The sequence below is a fragment of the Paraburkholderia gardini genome (genome assembly GCF_907164545.1).
GTDB classification, from domain to species: Bacteria; Pseudomonadota; Gammaproteobacteria; order Burkholderiales; family Burkholderiaceae; genus Paraburkholderia; species Paraburkholderia gardini.
This window is the reverse complement of record NZ_CAJQZB010000014.1, coordinates 46,125-71,005: the sequence shown is the minus strand read 5'-3', so window position 1 is coordinate 71,005 and position 24,881 is coordinate 46,125. Positions and strand designations below refer to the sequence as shown.

At 65.1% G+C, this 24,881-nt stretch carries 19 protein-coding genes; 13 read left to right on the top strand and 6 right to left on the bottom strand.

The annotated features are described in order from the left end of the window. Positions 1-14 precede the first annotated feature (14 nt). From LPA37_RS12275 to LPA37_RS12255, 5 genes are all read left to right on the top strand, one after another. Positions 15-1,343, top strand: coding sequence for a UxaA family hydrolase (locus LPA37_RS12275; RefSeq protein ID WP_229012684.1), 1,329 nt, complete (start codon positions 15-17; stop codon positions 1,341-1,343). A gap of 32 nt (positions 1,344-1,375) precedes the next feature. Beyond that, on the top strand, positions 1,376-2,413 hold the full coding sequence (locus tag LPA37_RS12270; RefSeq protein ID WP_229012683.1) for an aldo/keto reductase: 1,038 nt from the start codon (positions 1,376-1,378) through the stop codon (positions 2,411-2,413). A 1-nt stretch (position 2,414) separates the two neighbouring features. Next, positions 2,415-3,251, top strand: coding sequence for an amidohydrolase family protein (locus tag LPA37_RS12265; RefSeq protein ID WP_229012682.1), 837 nt, complete (start codon positions 2,415-2,417; stop codon positions 3,249-3,251). An 84-nt stretch (positions 3,252-3,335) separates the two neighbouring features. Further along, on the top strand, positions 3,336-4,079 hold the full coding sequence (locus LPA37_RS12260; RefSeq protein WP_228978306.1) for an SDR family oxidoreductase: 744 nt from the start codon (positions 3,336-3,338) through the stop codon (positions 4,077-4,079). A 65-nt stretch (positions 4,080-4,144) separates the two neighbouring features. Beyond that, entirely contained in the window at positions 4,145-4,993 is an 849-nt protein-coding gene (locus tag LPA37_RS12255) for an ureidoglycolate lyase (protein WP_228978308.1), read from the top strand. A gap of 81 nt (positions 4,994-5,074) precedes the next feature. Here LPA37_RS12255 and LPA37_RS12250 read toward each other — a convergent pair whose 3' ends face one another. Both LPA37_RS12250 and LPA37_RS12245 read right to left on the bottom strand, forming a co-directional pair. Continuing rightward, positions 5,075-5,509, bottom strand: a complete 435-nt coding sequence (locus LPA37_RS12250; RefSeq protein WP_228978309.1) for a PaaI family thioesterase — start codon at positions 5,507-5,509, stop codon at positions 5,075-5,077. A gap of 344 nt (positions 5,510-5,853) precedes the next feature. Beyond that, positions 5,854-6,948: an AGE family epimerase/isomerase gene (locus LPA37_RS12245; RefSeq protein ID WP_228978311.1), complete on the bottom strand. Its 1,095-nt coding sequence runs from the start codon at positions 6,946-6,948 to the stop codon at positions 5,854-5,856. A gap of 176 nt (positions 6,949-7,124) precedes the next feature. Between LPA37_RS12245 and LPA37_RS12240 the strand changes: the two genes are divergently transcribed. From LPA37_RS12240 to LPA37_RS12215, 6 genes are all read left to right on the top strand, one after another. Continuing rightward, entirely contained in the window at positions 7,125-7,808 is a 684-nt protein-coding gene (locus LPA37_RS12240; RefSeq protein WP_228978313.1) for an MgtC/SapB family protein, read from the top strand. 186 nt (positions 7,809-7,994) lie between these two features. Beyond that, a complete protein-coding gene (locus tag LPA37_RS12235) occupies positions 7,995-9,416 on the top strand; it encodes a hypothetical protein (RefSeq protein ID WP_229012681.1) in 1,422 nt (473 codons plus the stop codon). 167 nt (positions 9,417-9,583) lie between these two features. After that, positions 9,584-9,742, top strand: coding sequence for a hypothetical protein (locus LPA37_RS12230; protein WP_228978315.1), 159 nt, complete (start codon positions 9,584-9,586; stop codon positions 9,740-9,742). 485 nt (positions 9,743-10,227) lie between these two features. Beyond that, a complete protein-coding gene (locus LPA37_RS12225) occupies positions 10,228-10,530 on the top strand; it encodes a hypothetical protein (protein WP_229012680.1) in 303 nt (100 codons plus the stop codon). A gap of 215 nt (positions 10,531-10,745) precedes the next feature. Continuing rightward, a complete protein-coding gene (locus tag LPA37_RS12220) occupies positions 10,746-11,621 on the top strand; it encodes a 3-hydroxyacyl-CoA dehydrogenase family protein (RefSeq protein WP_228978494.1) in 876 nt (291 codons plus the stop codon). Between the two features lie 46 nt (positions 11,622-11,667). After that, positions 11,668-12,285: a flavin reductase family protein gene (locus tag LPA37_RS12215; RefSeq protein WP_228978318.1), complete on the top strand. Its 618-nt coding sequence runs from the start codon at positions 11,668-11,670 to the stop codon at positions 12,283-12,285. Positions 12,286-12,341: 56 nt separating this feature from the next. Here the strand turns inward: LPA37_RS12215 and LPA37_RS12210 are convergent, their stop codons facing one another. The 3 genes from LPA37_RS12210 to LPA37_RS12200 form a co-directional block, all read right to left on the bottom strand. After that, positions 12,342-14,309 carry a methyl-accepting chemotaxis protein gene (locus LPA37_RS12210; RefSeq protein ID WP_229012679.1) on the bottom strand — a complete coding sequence of 656 codons (1,968 nt, stop codon included), beginning with the start codon at positions 14,307-14,309 and terminating at the stop codon, positions 12,342-12,344. A 139-nt stretch (positions 14,310-14,448) separates the two neighbouring features. Continuing rightward, positions 14,449-16,692: a heavy metal translocating P-type ATPase gene (locus LPA37_RS12205; RefSeq protein ID WP_229012678.1), complete on the bottom strand. Its 2,244-nt coding sequence runs from the start codon at positions 16,690-16,692 to the stop codon at positions 14,449-14,451. Between the two features lie 196 nt (positions 16,693-16,888). Continuing rightward, the gene (locus LPA37_RS12200; protein ID WP_229012677.1) at positions 16,889-17,530 is read right to left on the bottom strand and encodes an FMN-binding negative transcriptional regulator; all 642 of its coding nucleotides are present in this window, start codon (positions 17,528-17,530) and stop codon (positions 16,889-16,891) included. Between the two features lie 250 nt (positions 17,531-17,780). On the opposite strand from LPA37_RS12200, the gene LPA37_RS12195 reads away from it, so the two are divergent. Further along, on the top strand, positions 17,781-19,202 hold the full coding sequence (locus LPA37_RS12195; RefSeq protein WP_229012676.1) for a DUF1254 domain-containing protein: 1,422 nt from the start codon (positions 17,781-17,783) through the stop codon (positions 19,200-19,202). 231 nt (positions 19,203-19,433) lie between these two features. Then, positions 19,434-23,213 (top strand): DUF748 domain-containing protein, encoded by a 3,780-nt coding sequence (locus LPA37_RS12190; protein WP_229012675.1) that lies wholly within the window; start codon positions 19,434-19,436, stop codon positions 23,211-23,213. 58 nt (positions 23,214-23,271) lie between these two features. On the opposite strand, the gene pdxR is transcribed toward LPA37_RS12190, so the two are convergent. Beyond that, the gene (pdxR, locus tag LPA37_RS12185; protein WP_229012674.1) at positions 23,272-24,846 is read right to left on the bottom strand and encodes a MocR-like pyridoxine biosynthesis transcription factor PdxR; all 1,575 of its coding nucleotides are present in this window, start codon (positions 24,844-24,846) and stop codon (positions 23,272-23,274) included. Positions 24,847-24,881: the final 35 nt, after the last annotated feature.

Genomic DNA, 24,881 nt, shown 5'->3' with positions numbered 1-24,881 from the left:
GGGAACCAACGATCATGATTGACACTTCCGTTGCATCCGCCGCCGCGCAGCCGCTCGAGGCCACGCCGGTGCCGGTGCTGCAGGGCTATCCGCGCAGCGATGGCCGCAAGGGCATCCGCAATGTCGTCGCGGTGGCGTATCTCGTCGAATGCGCGCATCACGTCGCGCGCGAAATCGTCACGCAGTTTCGCGAGCCGCTCGACGCGTTCGACGATCCTTCCGGCGAGCGCGAGCCGCCCGTCCATCTGATCGGCTTTCCGGGCTGCTACCCGAACAGCTACGCCGAGAAAATGATGCAGCAGCTCACCACGCATCCGAACGTCGGCGCGGTGCTGTTCGTCTCGCTCGGCTGCGAGAGCATGAACAAGCACTACCTCGTCGACGTCGTGCGCGCGAGCGGCCGGCCCGTCGAGGTGCTGACGATCCAGGAAAAGGGCGGCACGCGCAGCACGATCCAGTATGGCGTCGACTGGGTGCGCGACGCGCGCCGGCAGCTGGCCGCGCAGCAAAAAGTGCCGATGGCGCTCGACGAACTCGTGATCGCCACGATCTGCGGCGGCTCCGACGGCACGAGCGGCATCACCGCGAATCCCGCCGTGGGCCGCGCGTTCGATCATCTGATCGACGCGGGCGCGACCTGCATCTTCGAGGAAACCGGTGAGCTGGTCGGTTGCGAATTCCACATGAAGAGCCGCGCTGCACGGGACGATCTGGGCGACGAAATCGTCGCTTGCGTTGCGAAGGCGGCGCGTTACTATTCCATTCTCGGACACGGCAGTTTCGCGGTCGGCAACGCCGACGGCGGGCTGACGACGCAGGAAGAGAAGTCGCTGGGCGCGTACGCCAAAAGCGGCGCATCGCCGATTGTCGGCATCGTGAAACCTGGCGATGTGCCGCCCACTGGCGGGCTCTATCTGCTCGACGTCGTGCCGGATGGCGAGCCGCGCTTCGGCTTTCCGAACATCAGCGACAACGCGGAGATCGGCGAGCTGATCGCGTGCGGCGCGCACGTGATCCTGTTCACGACCGGGCGCGGCTCGGTGGTCGGTTCGGCGATTTCGCCGGTGATCAAGGTGTGCGCGAATCCGTCGACGTATCGCAACCTTGCGGGCGACATGGATATCGACGCCGGGCGTATTCTTGAGGGCCGCGCAACGCTCGACGAAGTCGGCCGCGAGGTGTTCGATACAACGCTCGCCGTCGTGCGGGGCGCGGCATCGAAGTCGGAAGCACTGGGCCACCAGGAGTTTATCCTGACGTACAAGACGTTCGAGCCGGTGGGGCCAGCATGCCTGCCTTCGAGCGCGGCGCGGCATCGCGTAGTTGAAATCGCGCCGGTCTGAAGCGCGGTAACGATGAGAGAGGAGACATCTGCATGACGACAGCGGCGAATCCGAAGGTCAGCCAGCGGCGCGGCATTGGCCGGCGCGACCTGAAAGTGACCGGCCTCGGTCTTGGCACGGCGCCGCTCGGCGGCCTGTATCGCGATCTCACCGACGCAGAAGCCCAGGGCACGATCGACGCCGCCTGGGACGCCGGCATCCGTTATTTCGACACCGCGCCGCACTACGGACACACGAAAGCCGAACATCGCCTCGGGCACGCGCTGCGCAAATATCCGCGTGGCGAGTATGTGCTGTCGACGAAAGCCGGTCGGCGCTTCGTACCGCGCACGCACCCTTACGACGGCAGCGAGGGCTGGCAGAACCCGCTGCCGTTCGAAGCGATCTACGACTACACGCACGACGGCATCCTGCGTTCGTTCGAAGACAGCCAGCACCGGCTTGGCATGGTCGATATCGATATCCTGCTGGTTCACGATATCGGCCGCTATACGCACGGCGATCGTAACGCGCACTACTGGAAGCAGCTGACCGAAGGCGGCGGCTTCAAGGCGCTCGACGAGCTGCGCTCGGCCGGCGCGATCAAGGCGGTCGGTCTCGGCGTGAACGAAGGCGCGGCGATTCTCGAAGCGATGGCGGAATTCGATATCGACTGCGCGTTGCTTGCGGGCCGCTATACGCTGCTCGAACAGGATACGTTGAACGATCTGCTGCCCGCGTGCGAAGCGAAGCAGGTGAGCATCCTGCTCGGCGGCGCGTTCAATTCGGGCATCCTCGCGCGCGGCGTGCAGGGCGATCTGAAGTACAACTACGGCGACGCGCCCCAGGATGTGATCGACCGCGTGACGCGTCTCGAAGCGATCTGCCGCGTGCATGGCGCGCCGCTTGCCGCGGCCGCGCTGCAGTTTCCGTATGCTCATCCGGCTGTCGCCACCGTGTTGACGGGCGCGCGCAACCCCGGCGAATTGCGCGAGAACGTCGCATCGTTCGAGCGTGAATTGCCGGCCGCCCTGTGGAAAGCGTTGCGTGAAGGGCTGCTCGATCCACGCGCGCCCGTGCCCGGAGACTGACATGGCAACGCGCGTCGATGCACACCAGCACTACTGGAATCCGGATCGCGGCGACTACGGCTGGCTCACGCCCGATCTGAAGCCGCTCTATCGCACGTTTGGTCCGGCCGATCTCGCGCCGTTGCGCGCTGTTGAGGGCATCGACAAAACCGTCGTCGTGCAGGCGGCGCCGACTGTCGACGAAACGCGTTATCTGCTGGACCTCGCGCGCAATGAGGCGTCGATTGCGGGCGTGGTGGGCTGGGTGCCGCTGCTCGACGACGATGCGCCCGCGCTCATCGCCGAACTTGCACGCGAGCCGAAGTTCAAGGGCGTGCGGCCGATGCTTCAGGACCTGCCCGACGACAGCTGGATCGCGAACCCCGCACTCAGGCCGGCGATCGAAGCCGTCATCGCACACGACCTCGCGTTCGATGCGCTGATTTTCGCGCGTCACGTCGATGCGCTGGAAACGTTCATCCAGCGCTTTCCGTCATTGCGTATCGTCATCGATCACGGCGCGAAGCCTGCTATCCGCGATGGCTCGGCGGGCTGGCAGCCGTGGGCCGACGGCATCGAACGGCTGGCGCGTTTTCCGCAGGTTCACTGCAAGCTGTCCGGTCTTGCCACCGAAGCGGCGCCGGGCTGGACCGAGGCAACCTTGCGTCCGTATGTCGACCATCTGCTTGCGCAATTCGGCCCGTCACGCCTGATGTGGGGCAGCGACTGGCCGGTGCTGAACCTGAACGGCGATTACCCGATGTGGCATGCCGTCGCGAACGCCCTGCTGGCATCGTTGTCGCAGACGCAATGCGATGCGGTGTTCGGCGGCAATGCGGCGGCCTTCTATCGACTATGAATCTTTCATGCGCGTGCCAGGCTTATCCCGGTACACGCTGCAATACCCGGTATGACTCAAACGCCATTTCAACTGGAGCCGTAGATGATACAAAGACTGGCCGGCAAGACGGCCTTGATCACTGCCGCCGGACAAGGCATCGGACTCGCGACCGCGGAGCTCTTCGCGCGCGAGGGCGCCCGCGTGATCGCCACGGATATCCGCATCGATGCACTCGCCGGGAAGCCCGTCGAGGCACGCAGGCTGGACGTGCGTGATGCCGCCGCGATCAAGGCGCTCGCCGCCGAACTCGGCACGATCGATGTGCTGTTCAACTGCGCGGGCTTCGTGCACGCAGGTTCGATTCTCGAAGCGAGCGAGGAAGACTGGGACTTTGCTTTCGATCTGAACGCGAAAGCGATGTACCGGACGATCCGCGCGTTCCTGCCTGGCATGCTCGAGAAGGGCGGCGGCTCGATCATCAACATGTCGTCGGCGGCTTCGAGCATCAAGGGCGTGCCGAACCGCTTCGTGTACGGTGCGTCGAAGGCGGCCGTGATCGGCCTCACGAAGGCGGTCGCGGCGGACTTCGTGACGCGCGGCGTGCGCTGCAACGCGATCTGTCCGGGCACGGTGGCTTCGCCGTCGCTCGAACAGCGCATCGCGGCGCAGGCGCAGGCCCAGGGCGCTACAATCGATGCCGTCCAGGCGGCCTTCGTCGCGCGTCAGCCGATGGGGCGTGTCGGCAAGCCGGAAGAGATCGCGGCGCTCGCGCTGTATCTCGCGTCGGACGAATCCGCGTTCACCACCGGTCACGCGCACGTGATCGACGGTGGCTGGTCCAACTAGCTGCACGGCGGCCGCAGTCCGCGCCGCCAGCGCGTTTTTTCACTGAACACCAGGGAAATGCCACGATGAAACTGCTTCGTTATGGGCCGAAAGGTCAGGAAAAGCCGGGCTTGCTCGATGCGCAAGGCAAGATTCGCGATCTGTCGAAAGTCGTCGCCGATATCGGTGGTGACGTGCTGACCGACGCAGGCCTCGCGAAACTGCGCGCGCTCGATCCGGCTTCGCTGCCGGTGGTCGAAGGCAATCCGCGCATCGGTCCGTGCGTGGCGAATATCGGCAAGTTCGTCTGTATCGGGCTGAACTACGCGGATCACGCAGCGGAATCGAACCTGCCGGTGCCGGCCGAACCGGTCGTCTTCAACAAGTGGACGAGCGCGATCGTAGGCCCGAACGACGACGTCGAAATTCCCCGCAACTCGAAGAAATGCGACTGGGAAGTGGAACTCGGTGTGGTGATCGGCAAGCCAGCCAAATACATCGACGAAGCCAACGCGCTGGATTACGTCGCGGGCTATTGCGTGATCAACGACGTGTCGGAGCGCGAGTGGCAGATCGAACGCACCGGCACGTGGGACAAGGGCAAGGGCTTCGACACGTTCGGCCCGATCGGTCCGTGGCTCGTCACGCGCGATGAAGTGGCCAATCCGCAGGCGCTCGACCTGTGGCTCGAAGTGGACGGCCACCGCTACCAGAACGGCAACACGAAGACGATGGTGTTCACGGTCGCGAAACTCGTGTCGTACCTGTCGCAGTGCATGAGCCTGCAACCGGGCGACGTGATTTCGACCGGCACGCCGCCGGGCGTCGGCATGGGTGTGAAGCCGGATCCGGTGTTCCTGAAGCCGGGTCAGACGATGCGCCTTGGCATTCAGGGCCTCGGCGAGCAGAGCCAGAAGACTTACGCGGCGGAATAAGTGTAGTAGCGTGACGCGCGGCCCGACGGGCCGCGCTGTGCGAACACCCTGCTTCAGCCGGTGTTCGCGTCAAAACCTCCCTCAGGCCGGCGCCGCGATTTCCGTACCTTCAGCCATGCGGTTGATCGTGCCCTGCGCCACGGCGATGAGCTTTTCCGAGCCGCCGTCCATCACGAAGATGTTGCACTGACACGTCGCCTGATTGCGCCCGGCGTGCAGGACCTGCGCACGCGCCATCAAGGTGCCGTTGATCGCGGGCCTCAGGTAGTTGATCTTGTATTCGCACGTCACCACGCGCGGCCCAAGCGTGAGCGCGCCGGCAAACGTCAACGCGTTGTCGGCCAGATAGCTGATCACCCCGCCATGGACGAAGCCATGCTGCTGCCTCAGTTCGTCGCGAATGGGCAGACAGAGCGTCAGTTCGTGCGCGCCCGTATTCATGAGTTCGGCGCCAAGCAGCATGCTGAATGGCTGCGCGTGCAGCGCGCCGCGTGCGCGGTCGAGTAGATCGGTCATCTCGGTTCCTTCGGGCGTCGGCCCGTCTGGTTCCTGTCCACTCTAGGAAGCGCTTGCGCACGGCGTCAAGGTCATTTGAAGACATTGCCTTCGGATTGCCGCGGAAAACAAAGGCAATTCGTCGCGAGTCTGCTGCGGGCGGGGAATATCGCTTCTTTTGCGGATCGGCCTCAAGGCTTCCCGCATATGCCGTAAACCCGTAGTCATCCCTTTGGCAATGCAGGCGTTCCCGATGCGCAGCAAGATTGTCGAAGACGCAACCACGGCTTCGCTGCATCAGCAGGCACAGCAACTCATGCACGCGGTACCGGTGTCCGGGATTCCGGGCGCGGTATCGTGAAGCTTTAAACCGGCAGTGAAGCGTATGAGGTCGCCAGATGATAGGGCGTGGTCGAGGGCATCTCGGCGCGCATGATCTTGCCGGCGGCCGTCATGCTTTCGATCCAGCCGTCGCTGCGCAAAAAGCGTCCGCGAAAACGCTCGATCTGCTGCGGCAAGCGGGCGTTTGCCGCTTCGCCGCCTTTCGTGGCGAGCGCGCGCAGATACTCGGTCTGGGCCCAGATGCGCTGCACGCTGTCCTTTATCGCGCCCACTTCGTCGAGCGACGCGTAGACGCCGCCCGTCGCATGATCGATACCGTGCGTTTCGGCGAAATCGAACGCGCGCGTGAGTGCGGCGTCGAGATCCGATTGCCCGAGAAGACCGGCGGCGCGTCGCACGAGATAGAACCATTCGAATTGATGGCCTGGTTCAAGGCGATTGTCGACGGATCCCGCTGGCAATTCAGCGATGCAGCCCGTCGGCCGATGCACGAACGTGCGCGCGATGGCCTCGACAAGACGCGTGAGCGACGTGGCGAACGCCGCATCCCGGGTCGCATCATGCGCGGCGAGCCACGCTTCGGTCAGATGCATCAGCGGGTTTTGCACCGGCGTGCCGGTGACGGCGGAAAAGCCTGCGTCGAGCGCGGCGTTGAGCAAACCGTCGTATGCGGCGAAGCGATCGACGATCTGCGCGGACGTTTCGTTCATCACATCGAGCGCATCCCGATTGCCGGAGCGGGCAAGATATTCCGCGCAGGCGAACACGACAAACGCGTGCGTGTACAGATCCTTCGTGGTATCGAGCGGCGCCCCGTCGGCATCGACGCTATAGAACCAGCCGCCGTGCTGCGCGTCATGGAAATGGCGGCGCAGTGCATCGAACAGGACATCGGCGTGCGCGATGTCGCCGGCCTGCGAGAAAACGAATAGCTGGCGCGCACACGCCATTGCGCGATAACGTACGACAGGCAGCGGCCGGTGGTCGTGGCCGACCGCTTCACAGGGCAGCCCGAGCGCGGCATTGAAGCCGGGCCCGCGCCACATCGGCAAAACCACCTGCGTGAAATGATTGCGTAGCAGGGCGGCGAGCGTGGCCGTGGAAGCGGATGATGTCATGCGGCGGGTATGTATCGTGCGGGTAAAAAAACGGGCGTAGGGGTCACGTTTCGGCGCGATTTCGTCGGGCGCCGTCAGACCTGTTGTGCGCAAGGATAAACCAGAAGGGGTGGCGCGGCGCGTTACGCAGCGTATCGCGCCGTGACCGCCCCGATTCAGGAAACGGAGGAACCACCATGCCCGGAAACGTCGAACTTGTCTCGCGGCTCGTGTTCGCAGCGTTGCTCGGCAGTGTGATCGGATTCGAGCGCGAACGCCTTTCGTGGGCGGCTGGATTGCGCACGCACATGCTGGTCTGCGTCGGCTCGGCGCTCATCATGATCGTTTCGGCGTTCGGGTTCGCCGACGCACTCGGTGGCGATCACGTCGTGCTCGATCCATCGCGGATCGCCGCGCAGGTGGTCTCCGGCATCGGTTTTCTCGGCGCGGGATCGATCCTGCTGCGCGGCGAGATCGTGCGCGGCCTCACGACGGCGGCGAGCCTGTGGTCGGTTGCAGCGATCGGCCTTGCGGTGGGCGGCGGCCTGTACACGGCCGCGATTGCGGCGACGGTCATCATCCTGATCATCCTCGCGGGCATCAAGCCGATCGAGCGTCGCTTCATCACGGTCAAGCAGCGGCGCCAGATAACGATGCAGGTCGAACGCGGCACGCTGACGTTCCATACGCTGCACGATGCGCTGGGTACGGCCAGCCCGCGCGTGAAGCAGTTCGTCATGCAGCAGAGCGACGACGCACCTGAGCTGGACGTGATCACCATCACGCTGCATCGCGTGTCGGCGACCGAGTACACCGCCATTTGCGACCAGCTTCGCGCGTTGCCGGGTGTGAAGGAGTTTCGGGAGGATGCTTCGTCGTAGCGGGGTGGGTTATTGCACGACGAAGTTCGACGATTTGCCCGCTGCGGACCAAAGCGGGCGTGCGGCCGTGCGACAATGCGGTCTCGAAAAACGAAGATGGCATTTTGCAGCGGCGACCTGCGGCCGGCGCGCGCCGGCTGACGACTAAAACAACCGCTCCTTCCCCTCATGGCAGATTCCGCAGATTTGGCAGCATCCCCGAATTCCCGTGCACGTCGCGCCAGTTCCGCAAAGCGGGGCGAGACGACAGTCTCCACTGAAACCGAAAACAAGCTGGCCCGCGCCGCGCGCTCCGCGCAGCGGCTCGCGCAACTGAGCGACGTCCCGCGCGACGACAGCACGTTCGACCTGTTCCCCGACGATCCGACGCGGGCCACGCTCGAAGCCATGACCATCGACACGCGACAGGGCACGCTCACCGGTTTCGAGCTGCCCGCCGAAGTGCTGGCGGCCGTGGGCATCACGGACGAAGACGATGCACTGGCAGGCGAGTCAAAACCGGCGCGTCGCGTGACACGCGCGGCGAACATCGACGAGGCGACGTCGCTGTCGAGGCAGGCCAGCGTGCTGGATGAGCGCGTGGAGCCGTCGATCGGCGACGCGGCGGTAGACACGACCGGGCCGGCGCGTGCGATCGCTACCTCGGCGCAAGGCGTTCACACTGGATCGAACGCGGCGGCTTCGGCGGTGCCCGAGGTCGATGCGACCGCTGCGGTCGGGACGGACGCGGACAGTCACGCAAGTGTGTCCACCGAAGCGGCAGATCCGGCGCGTAACGCATCGGCAAAACGGACGGGCGCCAGTGCGGATTCCTCCGCGAAATCCCCGGCCGCCACGCCGGCAGTCTCCGGTCAGCCGGCCGAAGCCCGCGCGGCCGCGCCGGTTATTCCAGCTGCGCCTTCGGCGTCGTCGGCGGGGTTGCGTCAGGCTGTGGCGGCGCGCACGAATGAAACGACATCGGTGAGTCAGCCGGGCGCATCGCCGCCGCGCTTTGCATCGACGTTTGCGAAAGCGGCGAACGCTTCGCGCGATACCAGCGCTTCAGGCGAAAGCCCGGCTTCCAGCGATGTCGCTGCCGCGACGTCGGCCAGCGCACCGCGCACCTCATCGTTCGGCGCCCAGGCGCAACCGACGCCGGCAGGCGCCGCGTCGAGGTCTTCCGGTACGCCGCAAACGTCGTCCGCGACGAACACCGCCGCGCCTGAGCTCGATCGCGCGCGGGCGACCGCCTTCGCGGATACCGTCGATGCGCTCTACGGCGTGATCGCCGATCAACGCCGCGCCGCGACCGATCATTCGCGCCGGATGAAGTGGATGCTCTCGATTGTGGTCGCCGCGCTGCTCGTGACGGTCGCGATCGGCATCACACAGACGCTGCTCCTGATGCGTCTCACGCGCGATTCGACCGCGCAGCAACAGCGCATCGAACAGATGATGCTGAACCAGCAGGCGACGCTATCGACGCTGCTCGATACCGATTCGGCAACCGTCAGCGCGCCGGCAATCATTCCGGTGCCGCCCGCCGCGCCAGCGGCGCCGGCTGTCTCGACGAAGCACTCAGCCAGTACCCGGCACGCTCACAAGACGAAAACCAAACCCGCGCACTGAGTTAACCCCTGTTTTGTTGTAATGATGCAACGCATCAAACCCGTGTGAAGCCGTGCGACGTGGAATTCGGCGAACGAAATGTTGCACTGCACTAGATTTAACTAAGGGATAACCCTATAATTCGAGATAAGGGAAAACCTTGGCAAATCATTCAACCGGGAGTCGCCATGAGCTTGATCTTTGCACTGTTTCAAAAGGTTAGCGACCTCTTTGCGTCGCCGTTCCTGCCGCTGGACTCGGACTATTCGCACGAAGCGCGCTATCGCGAAGCCGAACGCGTTCGCAAGTCGCAGGGCATCGCAATTTTCGGCTTCCTGCGCGGCTGATCAGCCCGGGTCGAGACTCAAAAAGCCCGATGTGGAATTTCCACATCGGGCTTTTTTTTTCGTCCCCGCACGCCGGATCGCGGCGCGCAGCCACTGCACGAATTCCATCACGTTTCCTGCCCGGACGGAGCGCTGCACTCTGCGCCAACCTTTTGATTTTCTTTCAATTTCCATTCTTTTCGTAATCTTGCGGGCGCCGCAATATTTCTCAAACCGAAGGAATGTAACGGCAATTGACGCGACTGGCCGGCTCTTCCGGATCGAAGTCCGACATAAGTCTTGATGCTTGCTGAATATTTTCACCGCCGGACCATGACGTTCGGCAACCAGGAACTGAAACGCCTGCTTACAAGTGCTCACGGTTGTGAGCGGTTTGCGTCGCTAAAGTGGGTCTCAAGCGCAACACGGCGGTTCGACATTCGCAGCAGTAGCGCAGCGGATTGTTCAGACCCGGCATGCGTTGAATCCAAAAACGGAGGTCCACCATGAAAACCTTGAACCGCACGACCCGCACTGTCATTGCCACCTTGCTTGCCGGTGGCGCCCTGCTCACCGCAGGTTCCGCTTTCGCACAATACGCTCCGATGGTGAGGCACGACGGGCCGTCCGCGGCCGCTTACGGCCAGCCGCACATGATCCCGGTGGGCGTCAGCATCAGCATCGGCTGGCATGGCGACCGTTATTACGACGGTCACCGTTACTGGCAGCACGACGAGTGGATGCGCCATCATCCGCACGACTACGATCCGCATCATCACGACGAGCATCGCCCGCCCCAGCACTATTGATATCGATAGCGCAGGGTGCGCGAACCGCATGGCGTCCGCAAGGGCGTCATGCGAGCAGAGGCCGGTTCTCTCGCCAGAGAGACCGGCCTTTGTTGCATGTGGGCATGCCGCCGCGAAAAAGCACACTGCGCTATGCTTGAACGCTTTCATCGATGGCGCAGGAGAATGGCTTGAACAATGATCAGGCAGTGGTGGGTGTAGTCGGAACGGGTTTGATGGGCGTCGGCATCGCGACGCAATCCGCGTTGCACGGATACCGGACGATCGTCCATGACGTCGATGCAGCGCGTCTTGCGAGCGTCGTCCCCAAGGCCGAAGCCGTGCTCGACGAACTGATCGACGCCGGCCGCATCGACCGCGCGGCTAAAACGGCCGCGCTCGCCCGCATCGAAACGCACGGCGCGCTCGATATCATGGCTTCGGCGCAGTTCATCATCGAAGCGATTCCCGAGGTGCTGGCGCTCAAGCATCGTCTGTACGAAGCGCTCGACCCGCTTCTCGCCCCCGACGCCATTCTTGCCAGCAACACGAGCGGTTTTCCGCCGGATGCGCTGACCGGTCCGTTGCGCGCCAAAGAGCGTTTCGTGATCGCGCACTTCTGGAATCCGCCGCACATGATCCCGCTCGTCGAAGTGGTGCCAGGCAGCGAAACCACGCCGGAAGTGACGGCGAAAACCGTCGCGCTGATGTCGGCGATCGGCATGGAGCCGGTGCAACTGGCGAAGGCGATTCCGGGCTTTGTCGGCAACCGGCTGCAGTTCGCCGTGCTGCGCGAGGCGCTCAATATCGTGCGCTCGGGCGCCGCCACGCCGGAAGAAGTCGACCGTGTGATGAAGGCATCGCTTGGGCGTCGCTGGGGCATCGTCGGTCCGTTCGAAAGCGCCGATATGGGCGGCCTCGATACGTTTGTCGACATCGCCTCGCATCTGATGCCGGCGCTCGCGAAAGACGAAGACGTCATCGATCTGCTACGCGAGCAGGTGAGTGCGGGGCGCGTCGGCGTGCGAAGCGGCGCGGGGTTCTACGACTGGGACGACGCGCACGTGGCGCAGGTGAAGGAAGGGCGCAGGCGCGTGATCAGCCGCGGTTGAGCACGGTGAACGACGCTATTTGTTCAACCCCTGGAGGCAGCCGCCCATGAATCCCGACGTCCATTTCTACGATCCCGCCGAAGGCCACGGTCTGCGGCACGATCCATTCAAGGCGATCGTCGCGCCGCGCCTGATCGGCTGGATCTCGACGCGTTCGCCCGAAGGCCGCCTGAATCTCGCGCCGTACAGTTTCTTCGGCGCGTTCGCGACGTCTCCTTCGATCATCGGCTTTAGCAGCGAAGGCTACAAGGACAGCATCCGCAACATCGAGGCGACCGGCGAATTCGCGTGGAATCTCGCGACGCGGCCGCTCGCGGAGCAGATGAACCAGTCGTCCGCGCCGGTCGGACCCGAAGTCGACGAGTTCGAACTGTCGGGGCTCACGCCCGCCGCCGGGCGCAACATCGGCGTGCCGCATGTCGCGCAGGCGCCTGCCGCGCTCGAATGCAGGCTGTTGCAGATCATCCGGTTGCATGCGCTCGACGGCACGCCGATGGACAACTATCTGGCGCTCGGTCAGGTGGTCGGCGTGCATATCCAGAAGGCGTTCCTGAAGGACGGCCTGTTCGACACGCACGCCGCGCAGCCGATCATGCGCGCCGGTTATCGCGCCGATTACGCACAGATCGGCGAGATGTTCCAGATGTTCCGGCCGACGGCGTAGGCCGCGCTACTGCGCACGGGCCCGCGGTTCCGGCAGGCCCGGCCGCGCGTTGCACGTCATTGCCGCCCGGACGTCTCCAGCTTGAACACACCGACCACCTGCGCAAGCCGTTCCGCCTGATCGCGCAGGTCGGCGGCGGCGTGTTCGGCCACACCGACGATCGTCGCGTTCTGCTGCGTCGCCTCGCCGATCTGCGTGACGGCGAGGTTCACCTGCTCGATGCCGCCCGACTGTTCGCTCGAAGCGACACTGATCTCGCTCATGATCGCGCGCACGCGTTCCACCTGTTCGACGATGCCGTTCATCGTCGTGCTGGCTTCTTCGGCGATCCTGTAGCCGGATTCGACGCGCGCCGTCGATTCGCCGATCAGCGCCTCGATTTCCTTGACCGCCGCCGCGCTGCGCTGCGCGAGCGCGCGCACTTCGGAGGCGACCACCGCGAAGCCCTTGCCGTGTTCGCCCGCGCGCGCGGCTTCGACCGCTGCGTTGAGCGCGAGGATGTTGGTCTGGAACGCGATGCCTTCGATGACCGTCGTGATGTCGGCGATTTTCTGCGACGAACGGCTGATGTCGCCCATCGTCGCCACGACGCGCTGCACCGCGCGGCCGCCGTCGAGCGCCGCGTCCGAAGCGCTCGTGACGAGCGTGTTTGCCTGCGCGGCGTTCGCGGCGTTCTGCTGCACGGTCGAGGTGATCTGTTCCATGCTCGCCGCGGTTTCCTCGAGGCTGCTCGCCTGCGTCGCGATGCGCGCCGCGATGTCGCCGCTGCCGGCGGCGATTTCCGCCGTGCCCTGCGTCATGTTCGACGACGCGCCGCGCACCTGCGTGACGATGCGCGCAAGTCCTTCGCCGATGCCGTCGATGGCCGTCAGCAGGCGGCCGATTTCGTCCGTGCGGCCGTTCGCGACGCGCACGCTCAGATCGCCCGAAGCGAGCCGCTCCGACGCTTTTGCCGCCTCGTCGAGCGGACGGCTGACCATCCGGCGCACGGCGAACAGGAAGATCGCCGCGAACGCCGCGACCAGTACGAAACCGACCACGAGGAAGCGATTGCGAGTGGCGGCGACTTCGGCCATCACCTCGTCGCGCGGCGCGACGCCGCCCACCAGCCATTGCCATTCCGGCACGCTGACGAAGGAAACGTACTTCTCGCGTGCATTCTTTTCGCCGAGCGTCGTATCCGCGGACGTGTACGCAAGCTGGCCTTCCTTCGCCTCGAGCATCTGTCTGTACGGTGCGTTGGCGTCGTCGGCGGCGTGGCCGGCGGCGGCAGGATGGACGACAAACTTGCCGCGATCCGGCCCGTTCGACGTGTTCAGCACGAAGTAGTAACCGCTGTCGCCGATCTTCAGCTGACGGATGCCATCCTCGATCGACCTGATCTGCGGCTCCACGTCGACGCCGACGAACAGCGCGCCGATCACGCGGCCGCTGGGGTCGGTGACGGGCCGGTACTGCGTGATGTAACGTTTGCCAAACAGCGGGGCAAGCCCGGTGTACGTCTTGCCGGCCAGCACCACCGCGTACGCCGGGCCCTTGCGATCGAGCAGCGTGCCGATGGCGCGCGAGCCGTCCTGCTTTTTCAGCGAGGTCGTGACGCGCACGAAGTCGTCGCCGGTGCGCGCGAACACGGACGCGATGGCGCCGCTGCGCGCCAGAAACTGGTCGGGAATCGAAAAATCGAGGTTGAGCGGCTTGTCGCCGGCTTTCATGGTCGGCGTGGCGACGCCGTTGATGTCCACCTTCTGCGTCTCGTCGACCGAATAGTCTGTGGGCAGGAAACTGGCGAAGAGGTTCATCGAGCGGCCGACCTCGGCATCGAGACTGCTGTCGAAGAGCGCGATCATCGAGGCGACCGAACGGTCTTTTTCGCCGATCCGGGCAACCACCTGTTCGCTGATCTGGTTGCCGGCCGAACGGGTGAGGGCCCACGTGAACGCCGCGAAAATAAGTGCCACGAGCGCACACGAGAGCATGGCAAGCCTGGCGCCGACGCTTGCGCGACGAAGAGAGAGAATATCCATGGATGGTAGGCGTTAGGAGGACAGGGTGCCGTTAGCTGCGCGACGCGCACGACGGCATTACAACTATCCCCGCTTATCGGCCGTAGACCGGAATTCTTTAGCTTTCTGTAATAAACGGCGTTCCCGGCGCGCGATTCTTTCAGCTTTTGCTGCGCCAGGTGCGCAGCAGGAGCGCGTTCGTCACGACGCTGACACTCGAAAACGCCATCGCCGCGCCCGCCAGCATCGGATTGAGCAGGCCGAACGCCGCCAGCGGAATGCCAATCAGGTTGTAGAAGAACGCCCAGAACAGGTTTTGCTGGATCTTGCGCCACGTGCGGCGCGAAATATCGATCGCGGCGGCCACCAGTGCCGGATCGCCGCGCATCAGCGTGATGCCGGCCGCCTGCATCGCGACATCGGTGCCCGTCGCCATGGCGATGCCGATGTCGGCGGCGGCGAGCGCGGGCGCGTCGTTGATGCCGTCGCCCGCCATCGCGACGATACCGGTCGTGCGGATCTTGAGATCGCGGATCACGCGGGCCTTGTCATCCGGCAGGACCTCGGCATGAAATTCGTCGATGCCGAGCGCGGTGGCGACGCTGGCCGCGCTGCCGCGGTTGTCGCCCGTCACGAGCACGCTGCGGATGCCCATCTGCCTGAGGCGCGCGATGGCTTCCTTCGCAGTGGGCTTCACCGTGTCGCCGAATGCGATCAGGGCGAGCGCCGTGGCAGGCGCGTCGACGCTCATCAGCCAGGACACCGTGTTGCCTTCGGCTTCCAGTTGCCGCGCGCGCTGCGTGAACGCGTCCGGCACGGCGATGGCGAGTTCCGTGAGCCAGCGGGCGCTGCCGATCGCAAGCCTGCGACCGTCGACTTCCGCTTCGACGCCGCGGCCCGGCACGGCACGGGCGCCGCTGGATGCCACTTCCCGCGCGTCTGCCGGCCGTTGTCCATATGCGTTCATGACGGCCCGCGCGAGCGGATGGTCGCTGTGACGCTGCACGGCGGCGGCGAGCGCGAGCGCCTCGTCGTGCGGGAGGTCGATCGCTTCGAACGCGCTCACCGAGGGCTGGCCGACGGTCAATGTGCCGGTCTTGTCGAACGCGACGATGTTCACGCGATGTGCCGTTTCGAGTGCTTCGGCGTCCTTGATCAGCACGCCGTGGCGCGCGGCGACGCCGGTGCCGGCCATGATCGCGGCGGGCGTCGCGAGCCCGAGCGCGCACGGGCACGCGATCACCAGCACGGCGACGGCGTTCAGGACCGCGGTTTCGAAGCTCGCGCCCGCGAGCAGCCAGCCGCCGGCCGTGAGCACGCCGATCACGAGGATCACCGGCACGAAAATCGCGCTCACGCGATCGACGAGCCGCTGGATCGGCGCCTTCTCCGCCTGCGCCGATTCGACGAGACGGATGATCCGGGCGAGCGTGGTTTCCGCGCCGATCGCGCCCGTCATGACGGCGATCGCGCCTTCGCCGTTGATCGAGCCGGCGGTGACCGTGTCGTCGCGCTGCTTCGCGACCGGCAGGCTTTCGCCGGTAATCAGCGATTCGTCGATATGCGTGCGGCCTTCGAGCACCGCGCCGTCGACCGGCACACGCTCGCCCGGCCGCACGATGACGACGGTGCCGACCCGCACCTGCGCGAGCGGCACTTCGCGCTCCTCGGCGCCGACGCGAACCCGCGCCCGGTCGGGGCGCAGCGCGTTCAGCGCGCGGATGGCGTCGGTGGTCTGGCGTTTGGCGCGAGCTTCGAGCCACTTGCCGAAGCGGACCAGCGTGATCACCACGGCCGACGCCTCGAAATACAGATGCGCGGCGTCGCCACTGTTCGTCATCAGCTGATAGACGCTGATCCCCCAGGCCGCCGACGTGCCGAGCGCGACCAGCAGGTCCATGTTGCCGGCGCCGGCGCGCACCGCCCGGTACGCGGCGCGGTAGAAACGCGCGCCGACCACAAATTGCACGACGCTCGCAAGCGCCAGTTGCAGCGCGGCGGGCAGCATCGCGTGCGCGCCGAACCATTCGCCGACCATCGGCGCGACGAGCGGCAAGGTCAGCAGCGCGGAAAACAGCACGGCGTACAACTCGCGATGCGTTGCATCACGACTGCGCCTGGTTGAACTGCTGGCCGGACTGGAACCGGCGGCGGTTTCTTCGATAACCGGCGTCGCTTCGTAGCCCGCTTTGGTCACGGCGGCGACGAGCGCTTCGGCAGCGACGGCCGGGCCGGCTTCGATGGTGGCTTTTTCGGTCGCCAGGTTGACGGATGCGCGGTGTACGCCAGGCACCTTCGCGAGCGCTTTCTCGACGCGGTTCGCGCACGATGCACACGTCATCCCGCCGATGTCGAGCTCGATGCTGGCAGGCGCGATGCGCTCTGGAGTGGAAAGGTCGGTCATGGTTGAGTCCGGGTTCGATGGGCGCAAGGTTGCTGCCCGATCAATCCAGTATCGACATTCCCATGATGGGAAGGTCAAGGACAGATTGCGCCCATCCTGCCACACCGGCACGAAGCCCGCTGCGAAGCGCCTGCGCGCTGGCTGGGCGTCTCGCGGGCGCCGGCCGGGGCTTTCGCCCGGTTCCGGCCCGGGAAAATCAGATCGCGGGTGGCGCGTTCAGCATCGCGTCGGCCACGTCCCGCTGCGCGTCGCTGCCATGTGCGCGCAGCGCATCGGCGGCGCCCACGCGATCGACGGATTCCTTGTTCTGGCCCAGTTTCCACTTGCCGGTGAGCTTCGTGACCTCGATTTCGATGCCGACAATCGCGCCGACCATCTGCGCGATGAAGTCCGGCGGCGCGTCGCCCATTTTCCACGGCTTCGCCTCGCCGGCTTCCATCTTGCGCGTGAGCCTTGCAACGAGGCCGCGCACGAAAGTTTCATCGTCGCGTACGACAATCCGGCCATGCGCATGCACCACCATGTAGTTCCACGTCGGCACCTGACGGTGCGTCTCATGCTTGCCCGGATACCACGTAGGCGAGATGTACGCCGTCGCGCCCTGGAAGATGACCAGTGCGTCGGGCCGGTCCGCCGCTTCGCGCCATACCGGATTCGCGCGCGCCACGTGCGCGCGCAACGTCCCGAGCGGCCCGCGCGCGGGATCGAACTCGAACGGCACGTGGTTGGCGTCGAGCCCGTCCGGACCGTTCGTGACAAGCGCGCCCAGCGGATGCCGTTCGATCAGGCCATGCAGCACCTTGGGGCGGTTTTCTTCGAAATGGGCGGGGATGTACATGCGGCGCTCCGGGCGGATGGTGATGTTTTTTGAATGATCGAAAGGGCGCCTGACCGGGTGCGAAAACCGGACTGGCGTGCACGGGACGCGTCACTGCGCGCCTTTGCGCTTGCCTGGCTGTCAAGGATACGATACAACCCGTTGTCGGGATCAGATTCGCGCGGCTTCACAGGTGACCCGGGGGGTGCCTGAGAGCAGGGTCGCATGATCGTCGGCACCCAATGGACCGCCTGTTCCGCAAGATCAACGAATGATAAAAAATCGACGAGAACTGTTTTCTTTTCAGTGGACCTGCGCGTCGCTTGCAGGCCTTGCGTTCCTCGCCGGTTGCGCTGCAACGCCGGTGTCCTCGCCGAAATCCACCGGCTGGATCAAGGACGAAGTCGCGGATTCCTATGTATTCGGCTATCCGCTCGTGCTGATGGATGTCGCGCGCGAGGCGGCCACGGGCACCGATCCGGGCCAGGCGCCCGTCAACACGCTGCGCCACGCGCAGGCTTTGCCGCCTGTCGGCGCGGGCCGTCCGACCACGCCGAGTCTCGATACGCTCGATTCGACCGGCTGGCTCGACGTCAGCGAAGAACCTGTCATTGTCGTGCTGCCCGACTCGCACGGCCGCTATCTCGACGCCCGCGCGCTCGACATGTGGACGAACGTGGTCTGGTCGACCGCCTTGCTCCGCGCACCAGCGGGCGCTCGCGCGGCGGGCATCAGGACGCAGACCATCGCGTTCGTGCAGAAAGGCTGGCAGGGCGATCTGCCGGCCGGCGCGAAACGCGTCGAGGTTTCGACGCGCTACGTGTGGTTCAGCGCGCGCATCCAGACGAACGGCTCGCGTGACATCACGGCGGTGCGCAAGCTTCAGCGCGGCATCCGGGTGGCGCCGCTCAGCGTCTTTAACGGCGAAACGCGCGCGGCCACGGTCGTGACGCGCACGATGCCACCCGAGACGAGCGTGGCGAGCGGGTCGCCCGCAAAGGTCGCCGCGCTCGACGCCACGGGCTTCTTTGACCGGCTCGCGCAGGCGCTGGCGGACAATCCTCCCGCGCCCGACGATCCCGACGCGCTGAAAAAGCTCGCCGATCTTGGTGTGACGCCGGGCGCGCCGGTCCAGTTGCCCACCCGCGCCAGCGACGCCATTGCCGCCGGTCTCGCGGACGGGCGCGATCGCGTGGCAAGCGCGCCGACGAATGTGCTGACCGCCAACGGCTGGCGCTGGTTTGGCGACGGCGTCGGCAACTATGGTCCGGATTACGCGTTGCGCGCCTACGCGGCGTACACGCAGCCGGGCATCGGCACGAAGGACGATGAAATTCGCGCCACCGTCGCGCAGGACAGTGACGGTCAGGCGCTGAACGGCGCGAACCGTTATGTGATCCACTTCGCGCCGAACCAGGTGCCGCCGGTACGCGGTTTCTGGTCGGTCACGGCCTACACGAAAGATGGCGCACTCGGCGAAACGAAGCCGCCGCGCGTGTCGGTCGGCGATCGCAACGGCGCGAAGCGGAATCGCGACGGCTCGCTGGATGTGACGGTTTCGGCAGTCCGCGTGAGGGCCGTGAACTGGCTGCCGGTGCCGCGCGGCGATTTTCAGCTCGTCATGCGCCTGTATGCGCCGAAACCGCAGGCCAGCGACGGTTCGTGGCAACCGCCAGAAGTCGTGCGTCAATAAGCGCGTTTGCCTGCAGTGCCGGCTGTGCTGAAGGTGGCGGAAACAACGGTGTCGGCCGGAATCCATACCGGCCGCACCTGATGCGTATTGAATACGTCATGTCAACAGGCCGCGTGCGGGTGTTAAACGTTTCGCGAGGTTTGTTCCGTATGTCGGATCGAGGACATATACTTTCCGCAGTCTGATTTTCGTCATCGCGGTGGGCCGCCGCCGCATCACCTGCGACCGAGCATGGCAAGCCTCAACAAAGCATCTCTCGCATCTTCCCTGAAGGCCGTTCGCGACGTCGCGAACGGACGCCGCGCCCGGCGGGTCGTCATTGGCCTGCTGATCTTTCTGGTGCTGTTCGGTCTGGCCGGTTTTTTTGCCGCGCCGCCGCTGATCCGGCATATCGCCGGGCAGCAGCTGAGCAGGCAACTCGACCGGCCGTCGACCATTGGCCGCATCGCGCTTAATCCGTACACGCTCAATTTCGAAGCCGATCGCGTGCATATCGGCGAGCGTGGCGGCGCGGGCAATTTCATCGATATCGAGCGTCTGATCGTGCAGCCGTCGTGGTCATCGATCTTTCGCGGCGCGCCGGTTATCGACGAAGTAAAGGTCGATTCGCCGCGCTTTCATATCATTCGCTATGACGCGCAACGGTTCAACTTTACCGATCTGATCGAGAAATTCGCGAAGCAGCCGTCGAAGCCGAACAGCAAGCCGACGCTCTTCTCGGTATCGAATATCCGCGTCGAGAACGGCAGCATCGAGTTCGACGACAAACTGCTCGGTGTGCAGCATCTGGTCGACCGCGTGTCGATCGGCATTCCGTTTATCGCGACGTTGCCGTCGAAGACCGACATCTTCGTCGAGCCGATGCTGCGCGCGCGCATCGACGGCTCTCCGCTCGCCATCGACGGCCGCACCAAGCCGTTCGCGGCATCGCGTGAATCGGAAGTGGCGCTGCGCTTCGACGGCCTCGACGTGCCGCGCATCCTGTCCTACGTGCCGGCGAAGCTGCCGGTGACCGTGCAGGCCGGCAAGCTGTCGAGCGACCTGAAACTGCATTTCGTGATGTCCAACGATACACCCACGTTGAGCATCACCGGCACCGCCGATCTCACCGATATCGACGTCGTCGACGCAAACAAGGCACCGTTCTTCAAGGCGCGCGCGCTGCATGTCGCCGCGGCCTCGCTGGAGCCGCTGAAGAGCGTGTTCCGCTTCGACGACATCCGGCTCGACGGGCCGAACGTGCATCTGTCGCGCGATCAGTCCGGCGTGTTGAGCGTGCAGAAGATGTTCACGGCGGCGCCCGGCGAGGCATCGGCGCAAAAGCAGGCGCCGGCCAGCGCACCTTCCGCTGCGTCCGCTGCGTCGGGTGCAGCAACCGCGCCCGCGCCCGCGCAGGAAAAGGCCGCGTCTCCGCTCGATCTGTCGATCAAGACATTTGCACTGAACGACGGCGAGGTGCAGTTGCTGGATCAGGGCGTGCCCAAACCTGTCTCGCTGGCGTTCAAGGGCATCCACGTTTCGCTCGCCGATTTCACGACGCTCGGCAAGCCGCCCGCGAAATACACGTTCGAAACGACATTCGTCGATGGTGGTTCGCTGGATGCGGCCGGCACGTTCGGTCTTGCCGCGAAAACCACCGATTCGAAGATCAATCTCAAGTCTGCGCATCTGCCGCTGCTTCAGCCTTATATCAATGGCGTGACGGCCGCACAGGTCGTCGACGGCACGCTCAGCCTGAACGCGAACGTCAGTGCGAACTGGGAGAAGTCGCCGGCGGTCGTGCAGGTCGGCGAATCCGAACTGGACCTGCAGTCGCTGAAGCTCGTGGCGCAGGGTACGAAGGAGCCGGTTGTGGCGCTGGCGCAGGGGCATGTGCTGGTGAAGGCAGTCGACGTGTCCGGCCGTACAGCCGAGATCACCGGCGTCGATCTGACCGGCCTGAACATCACGGCGCAGCGCCTGAAGGACGGCAGCATCGATCTTGCCGCGCTCGCCGGTCCGCACGAGACGCTCGCTGAACACACGGCAGTGCGCAAGGTTCAGAAGGTGCAGGAACAGGGGCCGGCCTGGCATTATCAGATCGGCGAACTGAACGTGAAGGACAGCGCGGCCAGTTTCACCGACAACTCGACTGAGCACCCCGTCAAACTCAACGTCGCGCCGTTGCAGCTGAAAGTGCGGCAGATCAGCGACGATCTCTCGAAACCGCTACCCGTCGACCTGCAGGCCACGCTCAATCGCAAAGGCACATTGGGCGTGAATGGCGACATCACCGCGACGCCGCTCAAGCTGGCACTGAAGGTGAACGCCAGCCGGCTCGACGCCGCGGCCTTTGAACCGTATTTCGGCAACAAGCTGAACGCGACGATTGCGAGCGCGCTGCTGAACGCATCGGGCGACCTGGCGCTGAGCCAGTCCGGCAAGACGGACAAGGCGCTGAGCGCTTCATACAAGGGGGATGTGGCGCTCGTCGACGTGCGGATGCTCGACAAGGCGACGTCCGACCCGTTCGCGGGCTGGCGCTCGCTGGCGCTCACGAAACTGAAGGCGAACTACGGCGCGCGTGGCACCGATGTCGATGCCGGCAAGGTGACGTTCAACGGCTTCTACGGCCGCGTGCTGCTCGATGCGCAAGGCAGGCTGAACCTGAAAGACGTGGTCGCGCAGCAGTCGGGCGCCGCGAAATCGCTGACGCGCGACAAGAGCGGCCGCGAGCCGATTCCGCTGACGCCGCAATCGGCATCCGAGGCCGCGATGGCTTCAGCGCCCGCACCTGCTTCGACGTCCGCGACCGTTACCGCGGCCACCGCACCCACGAGCCCGGTGAAATTGCGCTTCGGCCAGCTCGTGCTGCAAAACGGCCGCGTGACGTACACCGACAACTTCATCAAACCGAATTTCACGGCGAATCTCGTCGCGATACAGGGGACGATCGGCGCATTCGGCACGCAGTCGACCACGCCCGCGCCGGTCGATGTCGCCGCGAAGCTCGCGGCGAACGGACCGCTTTCGATTCGCGGCACGGTCAATCCGCTGATCCCGAAGCCCGCGCTCGATCTGACGGCGAGCGCGCACGACGTCGAGCTGACGAACCTCACGCCGTATTCGACGAAGTACGCCGGCTACCCGATCACGAAGGGCAAACTCAACGTCGATCTGCATTACAAACTCGACAACGACCAGCTGACCGCGAACAACCATCTGTTCATCGATCAGCTCACGTTTGGCGATCACGTCGACAACGACACCGCGACGAAACTGCCCGTGCGCCTCGCGATCTCGCTGCTGAAAAACCGGCGCGGCGAGATCGACGTGAACATTCCGGTGTCCGGGTCGCTGGCGAATCCGCAGTTCAGCCTCGGCGGCCTGATCTGGAGCGCGATCGTGAACCTGGTGGAGAAGGCCGTGACCGCGCCGTTCTCGTTGCTTGCGAATGCGTTCGGCGGGAATAGCGAGGAACTGGGTTACGTCGAATTCGATCCGGGCTCGGCGAAACTCACGGACGCGTCCACGGCGAAGCTCGACACGATCGCAAAAGCGCTTGTAGACAAGCCTTCGATCCGCATCGACCTGATCGGGCGCGTCGATCCCGCGACGGACGTGCCCGCGTTGCGCACGCTGTACGTCGACCGGCTGGTGAAGGCGCAGAAAATCAAGGACACGGTGGGCAACGGTGAGAGCGTCGATACATCGACGATCACGGTCGACCCGAAAGAGTACGACAAGTACCTGACCAAAGCGTACAAGGATGCGGACTTCAAGAAGCCGCGCAACTTCATCGGCCTGACGAAGTCGATGCCCGACGACGACATGAAGAACGCGATCGCCGAACACGCGCCGATCGACGACGCAGCGCTGCGCAATCTCGCGCAGCGGCGGGCGCAGGCGGTGCAGCAGTACTTCGACGGGAAGGTGGACAGCAGCCGGGTCTTCATCGTCGCGCCGAAGCTGACCGCCGAAGGCATCAAGGACAAGGGCACGGCGTCGCGCGTCGATTTCGGCCTGAAATAGACGCTGGTTTCGCCGTCTGTTTTCGCGGCCGGTTTCGCGGCGCCGGCGCGCGCCGGAATCAGGCGGCGCGCGTGGGCTTGCGCAACGCCGTCTGCTCGATGACGCGCGCGAGCGTGGCGAACGCCGGACCGATCTTTTCGTTCGGCACGCATGCGTAACCGAGCAGCAACCCGCGCCGCACCGCGCCTTCACCGCTGTAGTACGCGGTGAGCGGACGCACGATCACGCCGGCGTCGTACGCGGTGGCGACCACTTCGCGGTCGTTCGCGTGGTCCGGCAGCCCGAGCACGAGGTGCAGGCCCGCTTCGTCGCCCATGACGGGCAGCGTGTCGCCGAAATGCGTGGTGATCGCATCGATCAGGATTTGCCGCCGCTCGCCGTAGAGCGCCCGCATGCGCCGCACGTGCGAGGTCAGGTAGCCGTCCATGATGAACTCGGTCAACACCGCCTGCTGCATCAGCTGTCCCTCGCGATACAGCTCCGCGACACCCGTGCGGAACGTATCGACGAGATGCTCAGGCGCGATCATGTAGCCGATCCGCAGACCCGGAAACAGCATCTTGCCGAGACTGCCGACATAGATCACCTGACCCGCCTCGTCGAGCCCCTGAAGCGAGGCGAGCGGCCGGCTGCCGTAGCGGAACTCGCTGTCGTAGTCGTCCTCGATGATCCACACGCCGTGCTGCCGCGCGTATTCGAGCAGCGTGCGGCGGCGCGCGAGGCTCATCACCATCCCGAGCGGATACTGGTGCGACGGCGTGACGAGCGCAAGGCGTGGCGGATCGCGCAGATCCTGTTCGCGCGGGTTCAGACCTTCGTCGTCGACCGGCACGGGCGAGAGCGTGAGCCCCGACGATTCCAGCACGCTGCGCGCTCCCCAGTAACACGGCTCCTCAACCCACGCGCGATCGCCGACGTCGGTCAGGAGACGCACCGCGAGATCGATCGACTGGTGAATACCCGTAGTGATGATGATCTGGTCTGGCGTGCAGTTCACCGAACGCGCAACCCGCAGATAGTCCGACAGCGCACGGCGCAGCGGACGGTAGCCGCCGCCTGGCGCATACGTCAGCAGATCGGGATTCGCCTCTTTCCACAGACGCGCCTGCAGGCGGCTCCACGTGCGCGCCGGAAACTCGGCGACGTCCGGTACGCCGGGCATGAACGCGCCCCATTGCTTGAGCGACACGCCCGCCTTGTCGATCAGCCGGCTGCCGCGCGAGGAAAGGCCGCGCTGCTCGCATGCTGTCCGTGACGATGCGGTGTCGCCTGCGTCGGTCGCGGCAGTCGCCGTCGCACCGGCCTTGCCGGGCGCACCGGCAACCCTGGGTGTCGTGCGCCGCGCGCTGAACGCGGCGCTGTCGGGCCGCGTATCGGCGACATAGGTGCCGCTTCCGGTCGTCGAGATGACGTAGCCCTCGGCGGTCAGCTGGTCATACACGTGCAGCACCGTATTGCGCGCGATGCCGAGCTCGCCCGCGAGCGTGCGCGAACTCGGCAGCTTGGCGCCCGGCGGGAACTGCGCGGTCAGGATGGCCTGCTGCATCAGCCGCAGGACCTGCCGGTAGACGGGTTCGGCAGCCGCCCGGTCGAGCCGCGCGGCAAGCCAGTCCGACAGAATGACGGTGTCCAAGTGGTTCTATCCGGAATAATGAAATGGTTCCATAT

Excerpts from the sequence above, each read along its gene's own strand:
- LPA37_RS12275 (WP_229012684.1), top strand. The coding sequence starts at position 15 with ATGATTGACACTTCCGTTGCATCCGCCGCCGCGCAGCCGCTCGAGGCC.
- LPA37_RS12270 (WP_229012683.1), top strand. The coding sequence starts at position 1,376 with ATGACGACAGCGGCGAATCCGAAGGTCAGCCAGCGGCGCGGCATTGGC.
- LPA37_RS12265 (WP_229012682.1), top strand. The coding sequence starts at position 2,415 with ATGGCAACGCGCGTCGATGCACACCAGCACTACTGGAATCCGGATCGC.
- LPA37_RS12260 (WP_228978306.1), top strand. The coding sequence starts at position 3,336 with ATGATACAAAGACTGGCCGGCAAGACGGCCTTGATCACTGCCGCCGGA.
- LPA37_RS12255 (WP_228978308.1), top strand. The coding sequence starts at position 4,145 with ATGAAACTGCTTCGTTATGGGCCGAAAGGTCAGGAAAAGCCGGGCTTG.
- LPA37_RS12250 (WP_228978309.1), bottom strand. The coding sequence starts at position 5,509 with ATGACCGATCTACTCGACCGCGCACGCGGCGCGCTGCACGCGCAGCCA.
- LPA37_RS12245 (WP_228978311.1), bottom strand. The coding sequence starts at position 6,948 with ATGACATCATCCGCTTCCACGGCCACGCTCGCCGCCCTGCTACGCAAT.
- LPA37_RS12240 (WP_228978313.1), top strand. The coding sequence starts at position 7,125 with ATGCCCGGAAACGTCGAACTTGTCTCGCGGCTCGTGTTCGCAGCGTTG.
- LPA37_RS12230 (WP_228978315.1), top strand. The coding sequence starts at position 9,584 with ATGAGCTTGATCTTTGCACTGTTTCAAAAGGTTAGCGACCTCTTTGCG.
- LPA37_RS12225 (WP_229012680.1), top strand. The coding sequence starts at position 10,228 with ATGAAAACCTTGAACCGCACGACCCGCACTGTCATTGCCACCTTGCTT.
- LPA37_RS12220 (WP_228978494.1), top strand. The coding sequence starts at position 10,746 with ATGGGCGTCGGCATCGCGACGCAATCCGCGTTGCACGGATACCGGACG.
- LPA37_RS12215 (WP_228978318.1), top strand. The coding sequence starts at position 11,668 with ATGAATCCCGACGTCCATTTCTACGATCCCGCCGAAGGCCACGGTCTG.
- LPA37_RS12210 (WP_229012679.1), bottom strand. The coding sequence starts at position 14,309 with ATGGATATTCTCTCTCTTCGTCGCGCAAGCGTCGGCGCCAGGCTTGCC.
- LPA37_RS12205 (WP_229012678.1), bottom strand. The coding sequence starts at position 16,692 with ATGACCGACCTTTCCACTCCAGAGCGCATCGCGCCTGCCAGCATCGAG.
- LPA37_RS12200 (WP_229012677.1), bottom strand. The coding sequence starts at position 17,530 with ATGTACATCCCCGCCCATTTCGAAGAAAACCGCCCCAAGGTGCTGCAT.
- LPA37_RS12195 (WP_229012676.1), top strand. The coding sequence starts at position 17,781 with ATGATAAAAAATCGACGAGAACTGTTTTCTTTTCAGTGGACCTGCGCG.
- LPA37_RS12190 (WP_229012675.1), top strand. The coding sequence starts at position 19,434 with ATGGCAAGCCTCAACAAAGCATCTCTCGCATCTTCCCTGAAGGCCGTT.